Source organism: Methanobrevibacter millerae (genome assembly GCF_001477655.1).
Taxonomy (GTDB): domain Archaea; phylum Methanobacteriota; class Methanobacteria; order Methanobacteriales; family Methanobacteriaceae; genus Methanocatella; species Methanocatella millerae_A.
Map to the genome: position 1 here is coordinate 1,656,028 of NZ_CP011266.1, position 24,643 is coordinate 1,680,670.

Consider the following 24,643-nt stretch of genomic DNA (forward strand, 5'->3'; position numbering starts at 1 on the left):
TTTTATAATTTTTTTGCATAAATCGCTCCAACGACTAAAAAAACAGTTCTTTTTTTATTTATAATACATGAAAATTATATAATTGTTAGAAAATGAATCTTTTAAAGCTCAAATGACACTGATAGAAGTATTATTTCATTGCTTTTCACTATTACTATAAAAACATTTAATAAAAGATTAAAACATTGCATTTAAAAAAAAGAAGGGACGTAAAAATTATCTTTTACGTCTTAAAATATTGTTTGAAACTAAACACATCAATACCAATAATGCAATCACTATTGGATTTCCAGTCTGTTTTGAGTCAATAGAATTATTTACAGATTTTTTAATTCCATTATCTTGTGAAATTGTGTTATTTTGTTCAGACTCAGTTGCATTAATGTTTATATCTAATGTGCTTTCACTTGGAGCATAGTATTCATTTCCATTATATTTTACAATAGCTGTTGTGCTACTTTTTGGTAAAATTACATCGATGAATCTAGCTATACCATTGTGAACTTCAGCAGTGTATTCAACACCATCAATAATTAATGTTGTAGTACCATTTAAAACAGGGTTTCCATCCTCATCTATGACATTTACTGTAACATTTATTTTATCTGATGGATTGCCATTGACCGGGTCTGCAGAGATAGTTGTATTTACTCTATTAACAACCACCATATTGACAGTAGTGTTTGACGGATTGTATGCATCATCACCCAAATACATCAGGTCTACAGGATAAACTCCAGAATCAGGTAACATTAATCCTTCAAATACTGCTTTTCCGTTTTCCACATTTGCAACATATTCACCAGCTGCTGCAAATCCTTCAGGAGCTTCTCCTATTTTATCGCCGATGATTAGAATTGCAGTACCGTTGGATACAGGATTTCCGTTTTCATCAGTTACATTTGCTATGATATTGACTTTTTCGCCAGAATATCCATAAACATCTTCAGATGCTATTGTAGTGTCCAGTTTAGGAACTGCATATGCTTTTAGGATAGCTATAAAATGTACTTTAGACAAATCTTCCCATTCCTTGCCGTCATCACTTATAAAAGATTTACCTGGTTGTGAAGGAATTCTAAGGTTATTAGTGACATACGGAGTATTTTTAAATGTAATTTTAAAGGTATCTCCCTTTTTAATTGGGACAGGTTTGTTTAGATTAACTGTTTCATATCCGCTGATTTTACTTATGCCCTTTTGGGTATGGACATCAGCATCATTTACAGATACTGTAAACTCATATTCCGCGCCGCTTTTATTAAAGAATGTTCCAACAGCACCAATAATCTCATCATCTTCAGCGGTGAAAACACTGGCATAATAGTTGCCTTCAGGTATCAATTTACTGTCTCCACCAACGTCATTCTGGTAAATCCTGGTGTATGTGTCATTGTTGATTATGTAACAAACGCTTTCCTTGTCTGCAAATGATGTGTCATAATAGGATAAATAGAAATATCCTTTATCACCCCAGCCGGTTCCCCAACTGTTTTTACAAATCCATGCTCCGTCACCTTCAGGAGTTTTTAGGAAATTATTTCTGGAATAATTGTCATCCCATCCAACGATACAAATTCTATGGGTTGAGTCATTGGAATCGTAACAATATTGTGCATAATTTGATTCATTGAAATATTTGGTTTTATTGAAATCTGCACGATGACTGGCCGCTACAGCACCATAATTGATTAAAGCATTTTTGATTAAATCCCTTCCTGCAGCATCTTTTACTGGAGGAATTACAACCACATTTTGAATGTGAATGTCCTCAGGAGTCATGTACAATGAGGAAATCTTACCCATTTCATCGTAACTGTCATATTCAGCCGGGAAAATTCCAAGCCAGTCAATCAGATAAGCAACAGCGGTAAATGCATTTCCTCCTTCCGAAAGAACATCATCACCATATTTTGAATATTTAAGCATTGTATTTTGCATATTGTTCTCAGATAAGGAATATGTCTGATTTGTATATCTGAGCAAGGCAGATTCCAGTGCTGCAACGTTTCCAAATGCCCAGCATGCACCCATGAATCCCTGATCTTTAACCGGAGTAATCCAGCCATATTTTCTCAAATCGAAAAACTCAGGCATCTTATCATAGGTAATATTGCTGTTGAGTATGATTAACGGTTTTGCATTAGATTCCCAATTATAGAAATCATTTTTATTGTTGAAGGATTTGACATCAGAAGTGTAATTGTTATCCAAATCACGATTTACTTTTCCATATACTGTGTATACGCTTATTCCATCAGACGGATTGTTGAAGTAATTTCCGATTAATGTTAATTCATTATCATATGCATAAACTGCAGATCCTTCAAAAGCACTATTATTTACAAAAGCATTTCCTTTAAGGAGTGCCTCATCACTATCAAAATAACATGCTCCTCCATAGGACTTGTCATCCCCAATGCTGTTTGAAATGAATTTGGAATTCTGAATATCGACATTAGCATGGCTAGTATAAATTGCACCGCCTTCATAATTTGCAGTATTGGAAGTGAAATTAGTATTGTTAATAATTAGATTTCCATCCAATTGAAGGATAGCTCCTCCAAAACCTGAATAACAGTTATTGAACAGTGTATTACTAATAGTAGTCCAACTTCCAAAAACACTGTCCCCAGCAAAAACATCGACAAAAATGGCACCACCATCGTTTTCACTGGCCACATTGTCAAATTCACAGCCCGTGATTGTTAGATTTGAAATAATTCTTGCTCCAATTGCACCTGCTGTTTTATTAGCAAAGAGGTTTTTGAATTTGGAGTTGCTGATTATTAATTTTCCATCATTTCTAGAAAAGATTGCCGCAGCATATTTTGAGGTGGTATTTAAAAAATTGGAATTGTCAACAGTCAAATTTGACATATCCAGAAATATTTGGCCTTTAATAATGTTATCGCTGCTGCTAGTGAATGTGGAATTGACAACATTGACCTCTGATCTAAAAGAGGTGATTGAAGCACCATTATCTCCACTATTGTCAATGAATTTACAGTTATTAACGTTCAACACAGCATCAAGAGAATAAACGGCCCCACCATCATATGTTTCATTATCACCCATACAATTTATGAATGTAACATTGTTTAATGTTAACTTTGAATCAGTTCCAATTGCTGAGCCATAGCCACAAAAAGCATTTTGAATGATTAAATTATTTATTTCAACGTTTTTTCCAGTTATATAAAACGCCCTGGCCTGATTGGTACAGTCTATTATATGATTGTTTCCATTGATTACAAAATTATTCTTGGTTATATTGATTCCGCCAGAATAATCTTTGTCAATTTCCTGATTGAATTTATAATCACTGTTAAAATTAAAATTTGAATTTTCAACAGCAATTGCCTTATTAAGGTCATCGTATGACTTATCACCATCATTTAAAACATCTCCAGCATCGTTTAAATCGGCTGCAGATATTGTGGTGATTGAAATCATGAAGACCATCAACATAAAAAAGTATAATAATTTATTATATTTCATATTTACCCCCGAAATATTATGCAAGGATATGTATATATAACAAAATATTTAAATTTATTTAGATAAGAATTAACACCCAATTGGACATCGTATTCATCAAACATAGCCTTATTGTTTTTTAATCGGATATCAATAGCTTAAATGTACCATTTGAAAAAAATAGGGGATGCAAATATATTATGATTATATGAATAATAAATCGTCTTCACTTTGGCCGAATTTAGTGCCATTTGTTTTTCCATTTGGAAGAATTGATAAAATGACAACAGGATATGAATCACCAGGATTGATAATCATTGTATGTGTAACATCTTTCCGGGTTTTGATAGTTATATCATAACTATTGCTGTTTTTAGATAAATTACCTTTTAAAAAGACTTCATTGAATGGATTCTCGTATAAATACTCTGGCAATTCCACATCAATTTCAAAATAGTCCAATAATTCCCTTAAAATCATACGAATCAAAAAAAGAAAAAAATAAATTAACTATGCTTCGATAGTTAATTCTTTTGCTAAATTACATGTATTGTAGTCACTGGTACCATTGAAAGTACAGTTGAAAGTATATTTACCTGGGTTAACACCAGCAATACCGAAACCCAATTTACCATCATTACCTGTAGTAAAGTTAATATGATTTTTTTCACCACTTTCAGCAATTACAATAATGTCAACTACCTGATTAGCAATAGGAGAACCGTCTTTTGCAGTTAAAGTCAAATTAAAAAAGTCTCCGTTTTTTAATTTGTCGGGGCTTGTAACTTCCATTTGACTATCTTGAGCTGCCGCATAAACAACAGATGTTGCAAGAACCAATACGAGCAATCCTAAAATTATTTTTTTATTCATATTTTTCACCATTTATTCCATTTTAGGTAGATTTTCTTGATCTGAAGCATAGGATGAACCTATTAGCTCTCCAGTTTCTTTATCAAATTGTCTAAATCCACCATCACTGTAGGTAACATGTCTATAATATCCGCTACCTTCCTGATAGTTAAATTTAATTTCTTCGGAAATTATTTCTTTATCATCATCTGTAATAAAAATCACCTCAAAAATCAATTTATACTATAAAAATAGATATTAGCAACTTAATTTATATATTTTATGTCAGAATATTTAAAAAAAATAATAAAAAAAGTAAAGTAACTTTAAATTACTAAACTCTTTCTTCAACTTCATCCCAGTCTTCGGTTTTGGCCGGAAGAAGTGTGAATACCAAAGTAGCCCCTAAAAGAAGAATTGCTGAGATGATAGTGAAATTAATCTGTTCAATTGTTGCATTGGCCACAACATCAAACATTCCACCGATCCACACGATTGCAATGAAAATCGGAAGAACATATTTTACGATGATAAGCCACCATTTGCCGAGTTTGATGGTTTTGGATCTTGAATTTAAAAAGTCAATAAGCTTTTCAGCCTTGAATATCCAGGCAAATACTATACATTCAACTATTACTCCAAAGAGCAATGCAATCTGGTTGATGAATGTATCGACAAATCCAAGAAGTTCTCCACCGAATGACGTTGCATAAACTAGGGAAATGACAGCACCCACAGCAATCAGTATTGTCATAGTTTTAGACCTTGAAAATCCAAACTTGTTTTGGATTGAAAAGGACAATGGCTCGATTGTTGATAGAATACTTGTAAGACCTGCCAGATAAACTGTCAGGAAGAAGAGAGGTCCTAAGATGTAGGCCCATTGACCCAATACATTAAATACGGTCGGATAAGCGATGAACACCAAACCTGTTCCTTGAACTACCAAATCAGACACTGCAGTTCCTGACTGAAGGGACATGTATCCTAAAATTGAAAATACTCCCAAAGCCGCAAAATTCTCAAAAAGAGAATTGGCAAGTGCTATTGAAATGGTGTTTGTAATCAAATCAGCATCATCCTTGGTATAGCTTGCATATGTAAATGCAATTGACATTCCAAGGCTTAGTGAAAATACGATTTGTCCGAATGCCGCCATCCAAATCTCAAAATTGCCTAAAAGTGACCAGTCCGGATGGAAAAGCTCTGAAAGCCCTATTGATGCGCCAGGCAAAGTCAGGGAAAATCCGACAATGACAACCATAATCACAAAAAGCAGGGGAACCAAAACCTTTGAAACTTTACCGAGACCTGATTCCAAGTCTCTGTGTGAAATTACCCAAATAATAACCCAACCGACAAGCATTGCAACAGCAATTAAAGGAATGAAATTAAACAGTCCGTCCATGGAACTTGAAGACTGCAATAGAGTGGTTGTGAAATAAGTATTGGGATCTGCTCCCCAACCCTTAAACAGACTTAAAATCATGTAAATTCCATCCCAGCCCAGAATAGCTGAGTAATAAATCATAATCATAAAAACAGCGACCGGCAAGAACCAGCCAATATACTCCCATTTGGAGTTGATCTTTCTTATGGCCTTAGCAAAAGAAGACTTATAGTTATATCCTACCCCATACTCCAATATTAAAAAAGGAATTCCCATTAAAAGGATAGCCACAATATATGGAATGTAAAAAGCTCCTCCCCCATTAGAATAAAGGACATAAGGATATCTCCAAATGTTTCCAAGTCCAACTGCAGAACCTATCATCGCTAGAATAAATGACAAGTTACTGCCCCATTCATTTTTATCTGCCATATATTAAAATTGTATTTTAATATGTATAATGTTTATGATTAAAATTAAATATCCAATAAAGAATAATGATTAATATGAATGCCTTTAACGATAACGGAAACATAAAACAGTTCCAGTTAACAAGAATGATTAATGAAAAGTGTAGCGACGAACACACAATAACTAAAATATCAATTGTGCTTCGAAGGGACAAGATTGAAGCTCCATATTATATGGTTACAAAAATCAAGGTTTCATCATGCATCGACAATGAATCCGGAGGACTTGTCCATGCAATGGATATGATGAGCCTCAACAGAATGCATAACCTGAGTGAAGATGCATATCATGAAATCGAAAGCCTTATTGATGATGCCTGTGAATCTGACGCGGTTAAAGTAACTTCAGATGAAAAGGGAATGAAAATGGCCATAATGTCTAAAAGCAATTCTGAAAGCATAAGTCTTTTTGAAAATTACAGGAAACTCTTTGAAAGGATTGACAATCTGATTTGCTAATAATTTTACCCTCTTTTCGTTGCAGACTCCCAAAGATATCAAAGGCCATAAATTATTTCTCAATTCCATTTAATTTGCCTTAGTTTGAGCATTTCTTTTAAGTCGCTGTCTGTCATTTCTGTAATGAATGATTCGTTTGAATCAATAGCCAATTCAGCCAATTCAACTTTTTCACTGAGCACCTGATTGATTCGCTCTTCAAAGGTTCCTGTTGTGATGAATCTGTAAACCATCACATTTTTTTCCTGTCCGATGCGGTATGCTCTGTCAGTTGCCTGATTTTCAACAGCGGGATTCCACCACAAATCATAATGAATGACATTTGAAGCGGCAGTCAAGTTAAGACCTGTTCCACCGGCTTTAAGGGATAAAATCATTATGCTGTAATTTTCATTATTCTGGAACTTATCAACCATTTCATCTCTTTTTTTACGTGAAATCTGACCATGGAAAAACAGCACATCCTGATTAAAATGCTCTTCAATCAGTTTTTTGAGTATTTCACCCATCTCTACATACTGCGTAAATATTATAACTTTTTCCTGATTTTCTAGAATTGTCTCCAATATGTTAATAAGAACTTGCATCTTTCCTGATTCATCTACTGACATCTTATTTGATTTGGAATATTGTGCAGGATGGTTGCAAATCTGTTTAAGTGAGGTTATTAATTTTAAAATCATCCCTTTACGACTTATTCCCTCACTATCTTCCACATCACGAATCAGGACATTTAAAGTTTCTTCATAAAGTGCGGCCTGCTTTAATGTTAAATTGCAGTAAATGTCATTTACTATCTTATCCGGCAAATCCTTTATGATATTTTTATCTGATTTATGGCGTCTTAAAATGAAAGGAGAAGTTATCTTTTTGAATGTAGATAAAACCTTTTCATCATGGTTGTTTTCAATGGGTTTTATGAATTTTTCGTTGAATATTCTTAATGAATAGAGATAGCCTTTGTTTATAAAGTCAAATATTGACCAATACTCAGACAGTCGATTTTCTATTGGCGTACCTGATAAAGCCATTTTATGGGCTACATCAAGGGATTTGATAGCCTGAGTCTGTTTTGATGAAGGATTTTTGATATTCTGGGCTTCATCGATTACGCATAAGAATATGTCAAGTTCATTTATTAGCTTAAAATCCTGTCTGACCATTCCATAGGAAGTCAGTATTATATCCACATCCTCACTCGGGAGTTTTCTGTTGATTCCATGATATATGAATGAAGTCAATGTTGGTGTGAATTTTTCTATTTCCTTTTGCCAGTTGCTTAAAAGACTGGTCGGTGCTACAACCAGCACGTTTCCTTTTATTGAATTGTTTTCTTTTAGGTAGAGTATTGTTGTCAGCACTTGAAGTGTTTTTCCAAGCCCCATATCATCTGCAAGTATGGATCCGAAACCTAATTTCATATTCTGATACAGCCATGAAAAGCCCGTTTTCTGATAGGGTCTTAACTCACCGTTTAACTTTTCTGGAAGGCTTGCATCATCAATATCAAATAATCCGTTGATTAACTGGGATAGCTTATCGTTTATTCCAATATTCAGTTTATCCACATCCCCGCTTAATATAAAATGCATCAAATCATTTTGTGTCGGATTAATTGGTATCAAATCGGTCTGACGATTGATATTAGCCAAATCCTCAGTGTTAATTCTTAAATATTTATTGTTAATTTTGACTAAACCGTTATAGTTTTTAGACAAGTTTTCAAATTCGTTTAGTGAAAATGTTTCATCCCCAATAGCCACTTTCCAGTCAAATTTGTTCAAGTCATCCAGTGTCAGTGTTGTTTTGGATGAAAAATCATCTTCACTTGTCAGTGATAATTTTGCGGATTTTTCAATCGTCAGTTCATCTGGAAGTATGACATCAATCCCGTTTTTTTCAAAGCGTTTAATTAAAGCATGATTGAAAAACAGGAAGTCTTTTATATCAAGCATGATTGTCTGATTTAAATCCACATCAAATAGATATTTTGAAAATAAGTCGCCTATAATATTGGAATTTCGAATGATTTCTGGATATTTGCCTGAGGATAAAATATCAGTCAAGTCAACTGATTCATCATCCATTATGACCTTAGGAGTGATTTTAAACATTTCGTTTTCCTGACTGACCTCCAATATGAAATGAAAATCCAATTCCCTGAATAATGGAGATAACCAGCTACTGATGGTATTTTCAACTCCTTTGGGAATATTTTGACTTTCAAAGAAAAAAAGATTATAATAAATATTATTTTTCAGTGATTTCATTAATCCTGGTTTAATATTGTAATATATGTAGTATGCAAATCCTGTAAAAAACATGCTTACTGCACAAACAACCTGATCGTATTTGCCTAAAGGAGCTCCTTTAAATGATATTAAATCATCCGGGCATCTGCATGCCAAATTTTCAATGCGCAGGGATACATCCGAATCATATGATGGAATCCATCGAATTGCGTAGCATCCATTATCCAATCTGAAAAATTCAGGTATCAGAGCGTTTTTTAATATTAATTCGGATGTGGTTTGAAATATTTCATGAAAAAACATTAAATCAGAATTATATTCAGCAATGTCACTGTATTGAAACTCTGCAAATAATCCAAATAATGCATGCTTTAAATTCCTTATTTTAAAATTCAAGGCCAAACCTGTGTCAAAAGAAATGATATTATAGTTTTCATCAATGCTGAAATGGAATTTCTCCCATTTTTCAGGATGATACCATTTTTCCTTAAAAATATAATCAAAATTTTCGCTTTCAATTCTAAAAGAATCACCAAAATTAATGTAATGGAGATAATAATGTTTTTCATCATAAATACTGTCGATTATATGGGAAAAATCCATTAAGGTATCAATTAAAATACTTTTAAATGATAATGTATTGCTTTTAAAAAAATCCGTTTTATCATCCAGTAAAAACTTAAAGTCATTAATAAGAAAAGGAATATCTCCAACATCATTATTTTTAACAATTTTCTTATCATTAAATAAATCATATATTCCTTTGACTTGATTTTCATCCTCAAAAAGAGTATCAACATGATAATCCCTAAGTGTTAATATTAAAAACGGATTTTTCAATAATTCCTTTGACAGGTAATGAAATACCGCTGCTTTATGTTTACAGAATAATCCTGTGTTATTACAATCACAAGACATTTTAAAATCAGTGATGGAATCAGGAATTATTTTAACATCATTAAAAAACAGTTCTTCAGGAATATTTCCATTTAAAATAAATCTTTGTAAATGTTGACTATTTTTTATCAATCTATTTAATTTTTCATTATCTGATGAGGATAATTTTTTAAATTCAATCTTAACATTATAAAAATCTCCCGGTGCACCTTCAACATTAGCTGTGACTATATTATCACTGATTTCAAAATCCTGAACACTGCCATCACTGGCATAGATTTTACCATGTTTAAGATGATTCTTATTATCTAATGTTTTAATATTATCCAACCAGGAATTAACCAAATCCTTTTCGAAATTCATTAAATATAATTTAAAATTAAGAATATAAAAAGCTATCACAGTAATATTCATTTAACTATACATACTGAAAAAATATCTATCATATTTAGAAACTCATCATGGTTAAAATCTAGGTTTCATCATGTATCTATAATAAAACGAGAGGACTTTTGCATGCAATGGATTTGCTGAGCTCATCAGGACACATAATTTGACTGAAAAAGCATATAATAAAATCGAAAGCCATATTGAGATATCGGTGAATCCGAGAAGTTAAAGTAACTTCAGATGAAAAAGGAATGAATATGGCAATAATATCCAGAAGCAATGTTGAGACTATAATTCTTTTTAAAAAAGCATCAGGGACTTTTTGAAAGCTTAGACAGTTTGATTTACCAAGAAATCATATAATTGAAATTTCTTGAAATTGACAAGTTATTTTAAAAATGACCTTAATTTTAATGATTATCAGCAAGTTCCTTAAAAAAGTATAATCAGTCAAACATTAAATTATGAAAGATCATTCCTAGAAACTTAAGGATTTAACTTATTTTTAACTATGTTTTCAATATTGAAAACATCTAATTTTTATTTATTTTAATTAAATCAATCATTATTTATTTTAATACTTGTTTAATTACTTTTAATTTACTTATATCTTATTTTAATAATTATTAATAGTTTATTTTAAATATTATTAGTCATATATAATTATATATGTAATTAAAGTTTTTTGATTATGAATTTAGTAGATTGGAGGATTATTTTATGTATTCTTTTGATAGGTTTATCAAAAATTTTTTTCGATTTTTTGAGTGTTTTATATTAAAAAGATATATTACTGAAGATAATCGATTTATTAGGGATAGAAAAATGACTCAAAAAGAATATACTGCATTTATTCTTTCCCAAAGGAGCTGTACTAGTTATATTGAAACTATTAGATTTTTTACTAGGTGGTTGAAGAAAGATTTTGAAACGATTTCTAGCCAGGGAATTGGAAAACAGAGAATGTTTATTGACCCTAAAGTTTTTATTGACATGTATGAATGTTTTATTGATGAATTATATAATAAATTTCTGGGATTTTCAAAATTTAAAGGATATATTGTTAGTGCTTGTGATGGAAGTATTGTTGATCTTCCAAATGTTACTTTAACGCGTGAAGAATTTCCTGTTGGTGATGAAAACTTGTTAAAAGAAAAAAGAATTCGTGCAAGAGTTTCATGTGTATTAGATGTGCATTCCAAACATATTTTAACTGTAAAAATAGTTGAAACAATAGTAAATGAAATTGATTTAGCAATAGAACATTTAAATAACTTAAAACAAAGATTTGACATCACAAAATTAATTACAATTTATGACCGAGGTTATCCATCAATCGAATTAATGACTAAAAACATTGATTTGAACTCAAAATTTTTAATAAGACTACCAAAAAACGTATTTGCACATCAAATTAAACAAATGAAAACCAATGATGAAATAATACAAATCAACATGACAAACAATAGATTAAACAATTTTAACGATGAAAATTTAAAAGAAAAAGCAAGAAAAATGGGACGACTAGAAATAAGAATAGCAATAATAGATATTGGAAATAAAGAACTAGAAATACTAGCAACAAATTTAACACCCGAAGAATTCTCAACAGAAGATTTAAAAGAATTATATGCAAAAAGATGGACAGTAGAAACAGGATTCGATAGACTAAAAAATTTAATAGAAATCGAAGATTTCAGCGGAATACGAAGACCAATAATCGAACAAGATTTTTACGCACACATATTCATTTAGAACCTAGCAATAACCATAAAAAACCATGCAGAAAACAATATAACAAGAACACCAAGAAATAAAGATAAAAAAATAATTTATCAGTCGAATTTCGCAAAAATAACAGGAAATATCTATTTATTCTTCTTTGACATACTATTTGAATCGAGAACAAAAAGAGAAGAAATAATCGATTTTATAATAAAAGAAGCATCTAAAGAACTAACACAATACGAAGAACATCAATATGATGAAAAAGAGCGAAAAACCCCCGGATGTTAATAATAAACATCCAGGAAACAAGAAAAAAACACACTAATCCAAAATTAAACACACACAAAATTAGTGAGTTTTCACATCTTGTTTAATTTTTTGTTCTCAAATAATATAAAAAACTTACGAAAAATCAATTATCTATACAAAAATAATATAACAATGTTATTAAAAACCAATTATGATGAAAAATTTCATCCAAAAATATATTAAGTTTCTAGGAATGGTATGTTATGACAAGGGTTATATACTATAATTAAAATATTAATTAATATACACAAATATTTTTTAAAAATATTAGAAGCACATATTTTTTAAAGGAGGTAATTAAATGGCAAAAGAGATTTTAGCAACACCTACATTGCATGGAAATGCCACTAAAGCATTTTTAGATGATATGATGCGTCCAGATAATGAAAAAGAGATTGAAATTAAAGAAAGAATTAAAAATGGAAATCATATTAAATTTCTTTAAATTATTTTTATATTCTTTTTAAATCTTTATATAATGTGATAGTAGTTTTTTGATTTCTTTCTGCAGTTCTTTTTAATTTTTCTGGTCGTTCTATTTTTATATGTTGAAATGCATTATCATAATAAAATTTTCTTACTTTACAATATGCATCAACTGTAATAAATTTAACTCCAATTTTTAAAGATATATTTTTTATTTCAGAACATATGTTGTCTAATATTTTAGTTCCTATACCTTTTTTTTGATAATCTTCATGTATGGCTAATCTTCCAATTTTTATAGCAGGAAAACTTTTATATGAGCATTCATATTCTTTTGGAATATCTTTTATGTTTATACTATCTGCAAGTAAACTAAAAAATCCAATTATTTTATTCTCATGTATTAAAAGATAAGTTGTATTTATATTGTCTTCCTGCTGGTTTAATGCATCATCTTTTAAAAAATTATCCATATCATTTAGGCCACAGTGAAAACTAGATAATTCATGTTCTTTAGTTAATTTAATAATATTATAATCGATTTGCTCAATATCATTAGTCATATATCAATGTATGTATTTAGTGGTTAATATGATTTAGGGGTAATTTGTTGTTATAAATATTGATTTTCATATTATGTTATTTTTCAATTAATATATGCTAACTCCTCCAACTTCACATATTGGATCTTTAATTAATTTTAATAATGGATTATTTTCATTTGATATATTTATCAATTTTGATTTTATTTACAATTTTATTTGGACTTATTATCAAGATTTCTCATCAACTGTCAATTTCTAAAATATTTTTTTACATTACCTTACTCAATTCATTTAAAATCACAATCTGTTTTTACCAGTTTAACTTTTCAGTTAATTTTCCTTTAAGTTTTTATCCATAATACTTATTTAATTGAGACTATCTTCAAGTATTCTCATATAAAGTTGTGTTGGACATTTTAATTTCATATTACTAGCAATCCATGTTGTATCTTAATGAAATGGTTATTTTGCTTCTACTACACTTTGAATAGTTTTTTGTGATGATTTTAGGTTATGATTTTTTGCTGTTTGACAAAGGTATTGTTTACATGTTTATTCGGATTTATTATTAGATTTGGTAGTAAACAAAGAAAATTGTCTCTAGATGTAACTTTTCATGTAACTGACCAAATCATCCCCGGACTCATCGCCATCCAGTGCAAACTCGATTGAAGTCTTAAGCCATTCAAGCCTGTTACTAATGTCATAGATCCTGCCTTCAAATGCAACCCCGTAAATCGAATCAAGCTTTTGAAGCGCATCGGTCAGTTGAATCTCACCGCCCACTCCCGCTTCGGTCTCATCGATCTTATCAAAAATATCCAAGGTTAGAACATATCTTCCCATTATTGCAAGGTTTGACGGGGCCTTGTCCCTTGGAGGCTTTTCCACTAATTCATTAATCTTGTAGACATTCTCGTCAGTTTTCTCTAATTGTGATTTCGTACCTCTCCACTTTATCGATGGGAACCTCCTCTAGTGAAAATCGATTAAGCATTGCGGGTGCTGTAAATATCAATAAGCTGCTTGGTGCAAGGTGTCGGCACTAGCAATTGAATCGCCTAAAAGGACTGCGAACGACTCATCACCGATGTGTCTTCTGTCTCATCTTATTGCATCGCCCAGGCCGTTCTGCTCCTTTTGTCGGACATAGCAGATGTCTGCAAGGTCTGTGATTTTCCTGATCTGTTTAAGTTCACTGTCCTTTCGGTCTTTTAAAGGTTGTATTCAAGTTCGTAGTGCTTGTCGAAATGATTCTCAAGTGATTTTTTATACCTGCCGGTGACGATGATTATGTCCTCGATTCCAGAAGCCACCGCCTCCTCAACTACATACTGGATGAGGGGTTTGTCATAAGTCGGTAACATTTCCTTAGGTTATGCTTTTGTGGCAGGTAGGATTATTGTTCCGAAACCTGTTGCTGGATTAATGGAGGGAGAGAGTTTTGTCATTGCATATGGTGATTGTGGATGACTGTCTACTGGAAATATTGAAAATCTTTTAAATCCAAATCATGAAAACCTGGAATTATCAAAAAAGACATTTGCGAAGTTAACCTGGAGAGGATTGGTGGCGTTGACTATATCCTTCACCTCGCTATAATGCCATGGGCATATTTTGTATATTATCAATGGAGTAGGTATTATCATTTGATAATTTCTGGCAGGATATATGTACGTTCCAATGTTGGTATTGTGATTGATACTGTTCACCGTAGATGTTGCAACTTTTTTAAGCAAATAATTTACGGTATTGTTAACATTATGGGAAGTAATGTATCATTTGCAGGCTTTATTTTACTGCAAATGATTATTACTTTAGTGTTATCAGTTTATAATCGCACTTTATGCCAGTCCCTGAAAAGGTTTATATTAATGGGTGTTGTTGGGGTTTTTAATATTTTTAAATAAGTCGTTTACTTCTGTTTCCCATCCATCTTTATGAATTATTCTTTTCATGTGTAAATCTGCATCCAATATTTCTTTTTTAGTGAGTTTACTGAATTCCATCCAGTTTTTATCAAAAACATATATTGCATTACCATAAATCAAAGACTCCAGTATAGTAAATTCCTTAAACTCAAATCCAACATATCCAGTAAAACCGGCGGTTCCAATAAATGTCATTGTTGGATTATGCGAATTTATGTATTTTATTCTGGCTTCATCAGCCACTCTTTTAGTTTTCTTTGTCTGTTCTAATACTGGCTTCAGGTGTTCTTTTAACTTTCCCCAGGGCATTTTACCTTTCGGCAGTAGTTCCCAGTTTAATCTTTTAAGATTTATTAAATCTGTTAATTCGCTTAAGTCTTCTTTTAAGATTTCACATTCTTTAAAAAGCTCTAAAAATAAATTTATAGTATGTTTCAATAGTTCATCATCTTTTTTATAAATGAATTTTTTATCAGCGATTATGATTTTTTGACCTTCTTTTTCAACAATTCTTAATTCAATACTTGGAGGGGCTATTGGTTCTCTGTATACTCGTTCGTAGGGTATTGTACAAATTTCTGTTACTTCTTTAGTTTCGCCTCTACCGCACCATTGTTTCCATGTTAATGATCTTTGATAGTATTTTGTTTCTTTGCCTAATTCTGGTCGTTTAATGTATGATCCTTCTGAATTAAACCGGGTGATAGTTGAATGTTTACCTGCTCCTGAGCCAATAGTGGGTAAAACTTGTTCGCCTATCTCTAAATCTTGTGTAAATCCAATTTTATTCAAATTATTGAACCTATCTATGTTTGAAACGCTGATTATTATAGCGGTTCCTTCTTCTTGATTTTTAAATTGTGTTTCTAAATTATTAATTCTAGTTTTACTTATTATCATATTCGGTCTCCTTAATCATTAATTAATTTAGGAGTGGTTATTTTTTAACCACTCTATTCTTTTTCATAAGTGCATTTTCCACATCTGCTACATGGTGGTAAGGGTTTACTTGACTTGTCAAGATGTAAATCTTCTCCACAGTTGGTGCAGACATATCTTCCAATGCCCGGTTTTTCCCCACATTTGTAGGTCATGAATATCACCTTTTTTTAGGTATATCTAATGGGAGTCGCAAGTAGTATTGTTTAAATATGATAAACAAGAAAAATAGAAAGTGAAGTTACTGTTTTACTTAAGGTTATTCATGCTTGTAATTAACTTTGTATTCTTGTAATTTCTTTCGTCTTTTTCTAGTAATAGGCCACTACAATGTCCTACTAAAGTAATGGCCTATTTTTAAGACATATTTTTTTAACTAATGTTATCACCATTGATATTTTGTCATTCTACAGTCATAGTCATAGGCACTTTTTAAAGCACCATCATTGACACAATATTAAGATTACACAAAGTGTGTAAAATCTTTTAGCCAATAGTTCAAGAATTGGCCATATTAACATTTAGTATTTTAGATAATACTGGTATATAAACATTTTTATTAACTTTTTTAGGATATATTTTTGGTATTTTCTTCTAATTTTTAGTATTTCTCATTATTTTTAATAGAAAATAGGTTCTAAAAAAAGGTATTTTTTAAAATTTATAGTTAAATTCAATACTTATTTTCAGTACTTTTGATGTAATTTTTAGAAAAGTATTATATTGACTTTATCCAAATGTATATTCATGGTAGAAATTATATCTCTTGAAGATGTTTACACTGCAATGTGTTCTAGTAAGCCAACATTATATAAAGCAGTTGCAGGTTTAATATTCTCATCAACTATGACTCCATCAACAATAGCAGAATTAACGCTAAATGACTTTCTAGTTGCATGCGATGAATATTTTGATGAAGATGAAGAAAAGTCACTAGTAAACCTCCTTAAGAAAAATCCTTGGAAAATTGTTCCCAACTGGAAATTAAAATCAAAAAACATCTTTACATTCAACACACCTGAAACTACATTTTATTTGTTTTTATATATAAAAGAAAAAAGAATGAAAGATTTAAATAATTTGGGGAATCCTTTATTTAAAAGTGGTAAAAATAATTTTTTAACATCAAGTAAAATCTCATCCTATGTGACAGAGTTCAATGCAGTTCTTAATTTATTCAATGAGGGTTATGGCAATAAATTCAAGTCAAAAAATCTAATTGCAACATTTGAAGAAATATATGATAAACAGATGTATATTGGAATAAAAAACAAAAATAATTTGATTAAGCTATTTGAAGGAAGACTGGCGAATAATAGTAAGTTTTACCGATATGCAGTTAAAAACCCTCATAAAATTAAAGAATATTATAATATGTTAGTGCCATATTTAACTTCAAGATCATATAATCTTGATAGATTCCATAGAAGCGGTATGGATGATAAAAAAAAGATTTCTTTAATTGTTAAAGATTTTTATAATGCTGAATTAAAAGATGATTTGAATTTGGATTATACTCAAGGACAGTTGTTGTGTAAGTTTGCAGTAGGTTTGTCAAAATATGTGCCTTTTTCTAATGATGAATTATATTTAAATAAATTATTTAAAAAGGCAATTATTAAGTTAAAAGTCTATAATTATGATTTTATGGATGGGGGAGGAATTTTAATGTATTATGTTAATAAAAATTCTAATCCTGAAGTTTATGCTAATAAATTGGAGGAAGATAGTTATAAATTAGGAGCTTATGATATAATTAATGTTAGTAGGGATGAGTTGAATAAACTTTTTATTAATTATGTTATTGAAAATAATTATTATAATAAATTTATGAGGGATTTTGAAGCAGAAATGATAATAAAAAAAGTTTGTTATAATTTAATTGATTATGAAGATAGAATTATATGAAAATTTTATCAAAGGTGAAAAAATGGTTGATTGGACTCATTTCAATAAAAATAATGGAGGTAGTGATTCTGACGCGTTTGAAGAAATGATTTATCTTTTATTTTGCACAAAATATGATAAAAAAGAAGGAATTTTTGGTTATTTTAATCAAAGAGGCATTGAAAAAGAACCGATTAAAGTAAATGATAAATGCATAGGGTTTCAAGCAAAGTTTTATACAACAAAATTATCAGATAACACCCCAGATTTAATAAAATCAATTAAATTTGCAAAAAGGGATTATCCCAATATTTCTAAAATTGAATTTTACATAAATAAAGAATATGGTCAAGGTCGTAAAAAAGGCACTAATAAACCTCAAGGACAAATCAAAGTAGAAGAATTTGCTGAGAAAAATGATATTGAAATTGCATGGTATTTAAAGAGCAAGTTGGATGTGATTTTATTCCAACCGGAATATCAAAGAATTCATGAAAAATTTTTTGGCAAAGAAAAATCGTTTTTGGATTATATTGAAGAGCTAAATATTTATTCAAATTCTTTATTTGAAAATATTAAGGATGATTTAACACTTAAGGATAATCCCATTAAACTTAATAGAGATTCATATATAAATGAAATTGATGAAAAAGTATCTGAAAATGATTGTTTCTTGATTAATGGAAATCCCGGATGTGGTAAATCTGCTTTGGCTAAAGAGTTCTTAAAACAAAAAGATTGTCCTATTTTAATGTTTAAGCCTGATGATTTTGATGTAGAAAATATTCAATTCTTTTTTGATAGATTTAATTTGTCTTTAAATGAATTTAGGGAGTTTTTTAAGGATTTTGATGAAAAATTTATTTTAATAGATTCTGCTGAGTTAATCGGCACTTTAAAAAACCAAAGGGTTATTGATGAATTTTTCAAATTGATGATTCAGGATTCCTGGAAAATTATTTTCACTTCAAGATTAAATTATTCCAATAGTCTAAAATTAAATCTGAAAGTAAACCTTAACTTTAAAGTTGATGAGATAACTGTAAAAGAATTATCCTTAAATGAGTTAGTGTCCTTATTTGAAGAAAATAAATTAAAACTGCCACAAAATATTAAATTTAAAAAATCACTTCAAAACTTATTTTATTTAAACGCATATTTATCCAATATCGATAATATTGATTTGGAGGATGAATCCGAAATTAAAGATGTATTATGGGATTTGATAATTAAAAAATCACATTATCAATATGGCAATAATCCTGATAAAAGAGAGGAATGTTTTCTAAGATTTATTGAGATGAAATCTAGCAATCCCTACTTTAAATTTGAGAGTGACTATTTTTGTCAGGAAATATTAAATGATTTTCAAAGAGATGGAATTATTAGCAATATTTCTGACAAATATTATTTCTGCCATGACATATATGAAGATTGGGGTCTTGAAAAGATAATTAATAAAAATTTCAATGAATCTAGCGATTATGAAATATTTTTTAAAAAGATTAATGATTCTGTTAAATTTAAAGTGGCTTATAGAAAATGGTTGCATTATCAATTAAATAATAATTATGGAAATGTTGATGAATTTTTAGACTTTGTTATTGTTGATGATCAATGTAGGGAATCATGGGTTGATGAAACTCTCTTTGCTGTTGTCGTTTCAAACAAATTTGAATTATTTTTGAAAAAATTTAAATTTCAAATAATGAGTGATGAGTTTATTCTAAAAAGGATATTGTATTGGCTGCAAACAATTTTTAGAAAGGAAAGTGATTCTCAATTTTCCAAGTTGGTAAAAGAACATGCAAATAAAATTATTTACAAGCCTTTTGGAGTTTATTGGGAAAAATTTATTTCATTTTTATATGACAATTTGGAAAAATGGAACAAATCTCAAATGGAAATAATTGTGCCTTACTTGTTAGAATGGAATCGGCATTATTCTGAAGGAGATGCGACTAGAAACTCTTCATTAATTGGATTAAAGTTTTATGAAAATCTGGAAGCCAATGATTATTATGGTGTTGATAAACTTAAAGATTCTTGTGTTTCCATTATCCTTTTAGGTTCAAAGGAAATAAAAAATGAACTTGAAGAAATTTTAAATAAGACATTGTTAAATCAGTGAAAAAAAAGTCAAGATCCTTATTATATGCTATCTATTCGGATATTGGGTATGAACAATTATGGGAACATATGTGAAATTTTTCCTGATCAGATATTAAAGTTAGCGGATTTATTTTGGATTGATGATAATAAATCAGACTATGATTTTGATAGATATGAAAGAAGTTTTTTAATAGATAATAATATTACTTGGAAATATTCTTATGAAAGTCCTTTAGAAACTCCTATTCTATACTTATTAACATGTCATCCTGAAAAAACTGTAGATTTCATAATAAATTTTGTAAATAAATCTATTGAATATCATGTTGAAAACTATCCAACTGATAATGATGATTTCTATCGCATTGATGAAATTGTGCTGGAAATTGATGGAATAAAAAATAAACAGTATATTTCAAACTCACTGTGGCAATGTTATAGGGGATCCGGTTCTCCGGTAATTCCTACGTTGCTAAAAATTATGCATATGGCATTGGAGAAGTTTTTACTTGATGAATGTGAAAATGATAATTTTGATGATGTTGAAAAAATATTGAGGAAAATTTTATGTAAATCAAAGTCCGCTTCATTAACGGCGGTTGTAACTAGTTTAGTGTTGGCGTATCCTGATAATTTTTTTGAGATTGCATTAATCTTATTTAAAACTCTTGATTTATTTAAGTATGATTATGCTCGGTGGATTAATGAATCCGAAGCTAAATTATTATATGAAATTGCACCTATGAATAAACAATTTTTGGTTCAAGAAAGATTGGATACCTGTGACCAAAAATTTAGAAAAATGAATTTGGAAAGTTTGATAATTAATTATCAATTTTTTAGAAATGAAAACATTTCCGAAGAAATTTCAAAATATAGGGTGGAATCTATACAGGAATTAATTGATAATCATTTAGAAGAGTTAGATTCTAAAAATTTGGCTAAAGAAAAACTTTCAAATTACCGAATGTTATTATCTAAAATCGATAGAAGAAATCTCAAACCAAATGTGAAAGAGACTGATGGTGAAATTCAGATATCTTTTGAAAACGTTAACATAGACGATGATTTAAAAGAAGACTCAGAAAATTTTTCCAAGGAATTTAATGATATTTTTAAGTATGTTGATTTAAGTAACTGGGCAGATGCAAAAATAAATGACAAACCTATTCCTGACAATCTTTTAAAATATGAAAATGATGTTAGTATTATTTTGGATGAGTTAAATCAATTTCTTACGGATTTAAATGAAGATAAATTAAAATTGAACATTTATGTGGATAATCTTCCATTAAGTGTTTCATTTTGCTTGTTAAAATTTTATTCCGATTCATTAAAAGATGAGGATAAAGAATTATGCAAAGATATAATCTTGGAACTTATTTATTTTTCATTGCTTGATGAATATTATTTTTACCAAATTTCTCATAGATTGGATATTGGGACCCTTGCTATAGTTTACTTGTTTGATTTGTTTCCGAATGATAGGTTAGTGTTCATGGTAACTTTATTGTTGATCTTATTCAATGATGAAAAAATCGATGCGACTAATTATTTCTCATCGTTTTCAATTATCGCATTGAGAAAATTATATGTTCAACATCCAAATTGTGTTAACAATATTTTATGCTGCTATTCCAAGTTTAAACCGGACTTCGATGATATTTATATTAAAATTATAAATGAAAACAGGAATTCAAATATTCCTAATCTTTTTGCATTTGCAGTAAAAAACTTTTTAGAAAAATATGAGGATGAATTGGGAAATATTGTAGACTATAATGATTTTGAATTTGAAAATTTAAATTTAATTTCAGCTAATGTGATTTTTCAAACTATTCCTGAAAATTCAAGTGATAAATTACACGTGGATTTCTTCAAGTTTGTTTTCCAACTTTTTGCAAATGATTTATTTGATAGGGAATCTCAGCTAAAGGGTTCCAAATATTATTCTGTTAGATATACTTTTTTAATGCGATTTTGCAACATAGCTCTAATGAATAAATCAAATTTGAAAGAATATATTTCGTCCTTTTTAGATCACTTTAGAATAAATGATGGTGCTTATGAATTAATCAATTCATTTGTCAATGTTGTTAATAATGAAGTTCTTGTAGAATTTTGGGAGATTTGGTGGTTGTTTTTAGAAAAAATATTGGAAAATCATGAAACTGTTGGGAAACATTATTTGGAGAAAATATTGGAGAAATTTGTCATAAATTATCAACTAGAAAATGATTTTGATATGAGTGAGGATATTGTTGAGATGGAAAAACAATTTTACAGAAGAGTTTGCAAAGAACTTGGAGAGTATGAATTCATCTTGAATTCGGTTTCTAAAATAGTAATTAAAAACAAATTCCTTTCATCTGGTTTAACTTGGATAAAAATCATATTGAATGAGGGCGATTTTAGTAATGTGGAAAAAGGAACTATTTATAATGTGGAGTATTTTGTTAAAAAATATGTTAGTGTGAATTCCCAAAAGATAATGGAGGATATTAAAATTCAGAAGGATCTTCTGTTAATTTTAGATTTTTTAATTAAAAACGGTTCCAATGATGCATTTAGAATTAATGAATGGTTAGTATCATTAAAATAGTAACAAATTTTGATTTATTATTCTATTCATAATATTTTTAAATCCAAGTATTTTTTGTGGAATTGAAAATTTATGGAATTTCATCTACTCGAATCTTTTCTTTTGAGTATGGAAATGATTTCATTAAATTCGAAATTCAACTTGATTTAAGTGAACTTTTCATGTTAACTATTAGTTTAGCTGACTCTACCTTCAAGCATTATGGCGTCGGATTTATTTCACTTTTTCAGTTTTTGTGGGGCACTCCATATCTCATGAGGTGAAAATTATAATGGTATTTCATATATGAATCTTAACAAATTTAATGTGTTTGACTTTTAAATGTTTTAAACTTGTAATTAATCAATTCACAAAATTTAAGGGGCAAAACCCTAAATTATTTCTTAATATCCTCACAGTTGTCTTTTTTATCTGAACTCATACGATCGACTGTTACGCGTGACTAATCTTTTGCAAGGTTAAACAGGTACTCGCCATAATCTGTTTTTTTAAGATCCTCGGCAGTTTTCAGTAACTGCTCGGTTGTGATGTACCCCTTAAGATAAGCGATTTCCTCAAGACAAGCAATGTATAATCTCTGCCTTTTCTGAATGGTTTCAATAAAGTTTGAAGCTTCCAAAAGCCCAGCATGTGTGCACTATCAAGCCACGCCATTCCGCGTCCAATAAGCTCGACCTTTAATTTCCCACGCATCAGGTACTCTTCATTAACGGAGGTGATTTCCTTTTCACCCCTCTCGGATGGTTTCACGTTTTTGGCAATCTCGATGACATCATTGTCGCAGAAGTATAATCCTGGAACAATATAGTTTGACTTTGGATTCTCAGGCTTTTCCTCAATGGAGAGCACCTTCCACTCCTTGTCAAACTCAGCCACGCCGAAGGCTTCAGGCCTCTTGGTGCAATGGCCGAAAATGATTGCACCCTCTTTTAGAGTGGTTGCCCTTTCAAGGATTTCTGTGAACCTGTGCCCGTTGAAAATGGTCTTTGAGGATTAATGCAACATTGCCGTCACCAATGAAATCCTCTACAATTATGAATGCTTCGCCAAGACCATTCTGATTTTCCTGGATTTCGTATTCGAATTTGATTCCCAGGGATGAGCCGTCCCCCAGGAGATCTTTATACATTGGAAGGTCTCTTGGAGTTGAAATGATTAGGATTTCCCTGATTCCTGCAAGCATCAAAAACTGAAATCGGATAATAAATCATTGGCTTGTCGTATAAAGGCAGAAGCTGTTTTGAGACTGCTTTTGTTATTGGGTAATGCGGGTTCCGGAACCTCCTGCAAGCACTATTCCTTTCATGGTAATCACTTTTACCTAAAATCTCTTTTATAACATGCTTGTCATCATTGTCAAAGACTCTTAACAGGTAGATTGCTGCAAAATAGATTATTATTCCAACTGGAAGCGCTACTGCATGTTCGGGTTCAATAAGTGGGGTGCTATTTCTAAAATTACTGATTCCGCCATAATCTTAAATGGGTCATGATATAATTTCCACATGTGCCTTATATGATAACGTTTTTTGCCTTCGCCTGAATCTTTTGTTTTGAAATCATATTTAAACATTCAGGAAAGTATTTGAGGATGTTGGATACCTGTCATTTTATTCGACTTATTAACAAAATTTGTTTTAGTTTTGTAATTTAATACATTAACTCGCTCTGTTTTCTAGATCTTTCGTGATGATTTAAAATTTTTCACTACTTGTTTTATTAAAATATATTTTCACCGCCAATATCTTATTTGATAAAGCCTGCTTTCAAGCATTCGATGCTTTGATTTCAAGGCTCATGTTTGGAAAGAAATTTTAATAATCGCAACATGTGCATGCACACACTTTAAAAAACTGATGCTTTTTCAAAATACCTCATTTAAAACTTTAAGATTGGGAAGTTTATTTTCCCAATCATCATTGGCTTGTTTTTAGTGGGTTTAATATTCGATGGGAAGTCTTTTTAAGCATGAAA

General features: G+C 30.3%; 17 protein-coding genes and 1 pseudogene. 6 read left to right on the forward strand and 12 right to left on the reverse strand.

From position 1 onward, the window contains the following. Nucleotides 1–216 precede the first annotated feature (216 nt). From SM9_RS07255 to SM9_RS07275, 5 genes are all read right to left on the reverse strand, one after another. Nucleotides 217–3,501 (reverse strand): C1 family peptidase, encoded by a 3,285-nt coding sequence (locus tag SM9_RS07255; RefSeq protein WP_058739507.1) that lies wholly within the window; start codon nt 3,499–3,501, stop codon nt 217–219. A gap of 183 nt (nt 3,502–3,684) precedes the next feature. Further along, a complete protein-coding gene (locus tag SM9_RS07260; protein ID WP_157064704.1) occupies nt 3,685–3,942 on the reverse strand; it encodes a hypothetical protein in 258 nt (85 codons plus the stop codon). A 48-nt stretch (nt 3,943–3,990) separates the two neighbouring features. Next, nucleotides 3,991–4,353, reverse strand: coding sequence for a hypothetical protein (locus tag SM9_RS07265; protein ID WP_058739509.1), 363 nt, complete (start codon nt 4,351–4,353; stop codon nt 3,991–3,993). Nucleotides 4,354–4,365: 12 nt separating this feature from the next. Further along, nucleotides 4,366–4,557 (reverse strand): hypothetical protein, encoded by a 192-nt coding sequence (locus tag SM9_RS07270; RefSeq protein WP_058739510.1) that lies wholly within the window; start codon nt 4,555–4,557, stop codon nt 4,366–4,368. 109 nt (nt 4,558–4,666) lie between these two features. Next, nucleotides 4,667–6,154, reverse strand: a complete 1,488-nt coding sequence (locus SM9_RS07275; RefSeq protein ID WP_058739511.1) for a sodium-dependent transporter — start codon at nt 6,152–6,154, stop codon at nt 4,667–4,669. Nucleotides 6,155–6,228: 74 nt separating this feature from the next. On the opposite strand from SM9_RS07275, the gene SM9_RS07280 reads away from it, so the two are divergent. After that, nucleotides 6,229–6,651 (forward strand): hypothetical protein, encoded by a 423-nt coding sequence (locus tag SM9_RS07280; protein WP_058739512.1) that lies wholly within the window; start codon nt 6,229–6,231, stop codon nt 6,649–6,651. 59 nt (nt 6,652–6,710) lie between these two features. On the opposite strand, the gene SM9_RS07285 is transcribed toward SM9_RS07280, so the two are convergent. Next, on the reverse strand, nt 6,711–10,163 hold the full coding sequence (locus tag SM9_RS07285) for a DEAD/DEAH box helicase (protein ID WP_058739513.1): 3,453 nt from the start codon (nt 10,161–10,163) through the stop codon (nt 6,711–6,713). 747 nt (nt 10,164–10,910) lie between these two features. Between SM9_RS07285 and SM9_RS07290 the strand changes: the two genes are divergently transcribed. Continuing rightward, nucleotides 10,911–11,945, forward strand: a complete 1,035-nt coding sequence (locus SM9_RS07290; protein WP_083495867.1) for an IS4 family transposase — start codon at nt 10,911–10,913, stop codon at nt 11,943–11,945. 583 nt (nt 11,946–12,528) lie between these two features. Further along, complete coding sequence (locus SM9_RS12040; RefSeq protein ID WP_157064705.1) at nt 12,529–12,672, forward strand: hypothetical protein; 144 nt, start codon at nt 12,529–12,531, stop codon at nt 12,670–12,672. A gap of 7 nt (nt 12,673–12,679) precedes the next feature. Here SM9_RS12040 and SM9_RS07295 read toward each other — a convergent pair whose 3' ends face one another. From SM9_RS07295 to SM9_RS07310, 4 genes and pseudogenes are all read right to left on the reverse strand, one after another. Next, nucleotides 12,680–13,216, reverse strand: a complete 537-nt coding sequence (locus tag SM9_RS07295; RefSeq protein WP_058739515.1) for a GNAT family N-acetyltransferase — start codon at nt 13,214–13,216, stop codon at nt 12,680–12,682. Between the two features lie 582 nt (nt 13,217–13,798). Then, nucleotides 13,799–14,649 (reverse strand): annotated as a pseudogene (gene galU / locus SM9_RS12550) (UTP--glucose-1-phosphate uridylyltransferase GalU). Nucleotides 14,650–15,069: 420 nt separating this feature from the next. Continuing rightward, complete coding sequence (locus SM9_RS07305) at nt 15,070–16,029, reverse strand: hypothetical protein (protein ID WP_058739516.1); 960 nt, start codon at nt 16,027–16,029, stop codon at nt 15,070–15,072. A 53-nt stretch (nt 16,030–16,082) separates the two neighbouring features. Beyond that, entirely contained in the window at nt 16,083–16,223 is a 141-nt protein-coding gene (locus SM9_RS07310; RefSeq protein ID WP_058739517.1) for a zinc ribbon-containing protein, read from the reverse strand. A 592-nt stretch (nt 16,224–16,815) separates the two neighbouring features. Here SM9_RS07310 and SM9_RS07315 point away from each other — a divergent pair. Genes SM9_RS07315 through SM9_RS07325 form a run of 3 tightly spaced genes read left to right on the forward strand, consistent with a single transcriptional unit; the run spans nt 16,816 to nt 22,669 of the window. Beyond that, a complete protein-coding gene (locus SM9_RS07315; RefSeq protein WP_058739518.1) occupies nt 16,816–17,976 on the forward strand; it encodes a hypothetical protein in 1,161 nt (386 codons plus the stop codon). 22 nt (nt 17,977–17,998) lie between these two features. Continuing rightward, the gene (locus SM9_RS07320) at nt 17,999–20,086 is read left to right on the forward strand and encodes a P-loop NTPase family protein (RefSeq protein ID WP_157064706.1); all 2,088 of its coding nucleotides are present in this window, start codon (nt 17,999–18,001) and stop codon (nt 20,084–20,086) included. A gap of 48 nt (nt 20,087–20,134) precedes the next feature. After that, the gene (locus SM9_RS07325) at nt 20,135–22,669 is read left to right on the forward strand and encodes a hypothetical protein (protein ID WP_058739520.1); all 2,535 of its coding nucleotides are present in this window, start codon (nt 20,135–20,137) and stop codon (nt 22,667–22,669) included. 507 nt (nt 22,670–23,176) lie between these two features. Here SM9_RS07325 and SM9_RS12505 read toward each other — a convergent pair. Then, the gene (locus SM9_RS12505) at nt 23,177–23,650 is read right to left on the reverse strand and encodes a sugar phosphate nucleotidyltransferase (protein WP_332308770.1); all 474 of its coding nucleotides are present in this window, start codon (nt 23,648–23,650) and stop codon (nt 23,177–23,179) included. After that, nucleotides 23,616–23,852: a sugar phosphate nucleotidyltransferase gene (locus tag SM9_RS12510; RefSeq protein WP_269744782.1), complete on the reverse strand. Its 237-nt coding sequence runs from the start codon at nt 23,850–23,852 to the stop codon at nt 23,616–23,618. The genes SM9_RS12505 and SM9_RS12510 overlap by 35 nt, the downstream gene beginning before the upstream one ends. Nucleotides 23,853–24,643: the final 791 nt, after the last annotated feature.

Coding starts and splice junctions, on each gene's coding strand:
- SM9_RS07255 (WP_058739507.1), bottom strand. CDS start 3,501: ATGAAATATAATAAATTATTATACTTTTTTATGTTGATGGTCTTCATG.
- SM9_RS07265 (WP_058739509.1), bottom strand. CDS start 4,353: ATGAATAAAAAAATAATTTTAGGATTGCTCGTATTGGTTCTTGCAACA.
- SM9_RS07275 (WP_058739511.1), bottom strand. CDS start 6,154: ATGGCAGATAAAAATGAATGGGGCAGTAACTTGTCATTTATTCTAGCG.
- SM9_RS07280 (WP_058739512.1), top strand. CDS start 6,229: ATGAATGCCTTTAACGATAACGGAAACATAAAACAGTTCCAGTTAACA.
- SM9_RS07285 (WP_058739513.1), bottom strand. CDS start 10,163: ATGAATTTCGAAAAGGATTTGGTTAATTCCTGGTTGGATAATATTAAA.
- SM9_RS07290 (WP_083495867.1), top strand. CDS start 10,911: ATGTATTCTTTTGATAGGTTTATCAAAAATTTTTTTCGATTTTTTGAG.
- SM9_RS12040 (WP_157064705.1), top strand. CDS start 12,529: ATGGCAAAAGAGATTTTAGCAACACCTACATTGCATGGAAATGCCACT.
- SM9_RS07295 (WP_058739515.1), bottom strand. CDS start 13,216: ATGACTAATGATATTGAGCAAATCGATTATAATATTATTAAATTAACT.
- SM9_RS07305 (WP_058739516.1), bottom strand. CDS start 16,029: ATGATAATAAGTAAAACTAGAATTAATAATTTAGAAACACAATTTAAA.
- SM9_RS07310 (WP_058739517.1), bottom strand. CDS start 16,223: ATGACCTACAAATGTGGGGAAAAACCGGGCATTGGAAGATATGTCTGC.
- SM9_RS07315 (WP_058739518.1), top strand. CDS start 16,816: ATGGTAGAAATTATATCTCTTGAAGATGTTTACACTGCAATGTGTTCT.
- SM9_RS07320 (WP_157064706.1), top strand. CDS start 17,999: ATGGTTGATTGGACTCATTTCAATAAAAATAATGGAGGTAGTGATTCT.
- SM9_RS07325 (WP_058739520.1), top strand. CDS start 20,135: ATGAACAATTATGGGAACATATGTGAAATTTTTCCTGATCAGATATTA.
- SM9_RS12510 (WP_269744782.1), bottom strand. CDS start 23,852: ATGCTTGCAGGAATCAGGGAAATCCTAATCATTTCAACTCCAAGAGAC.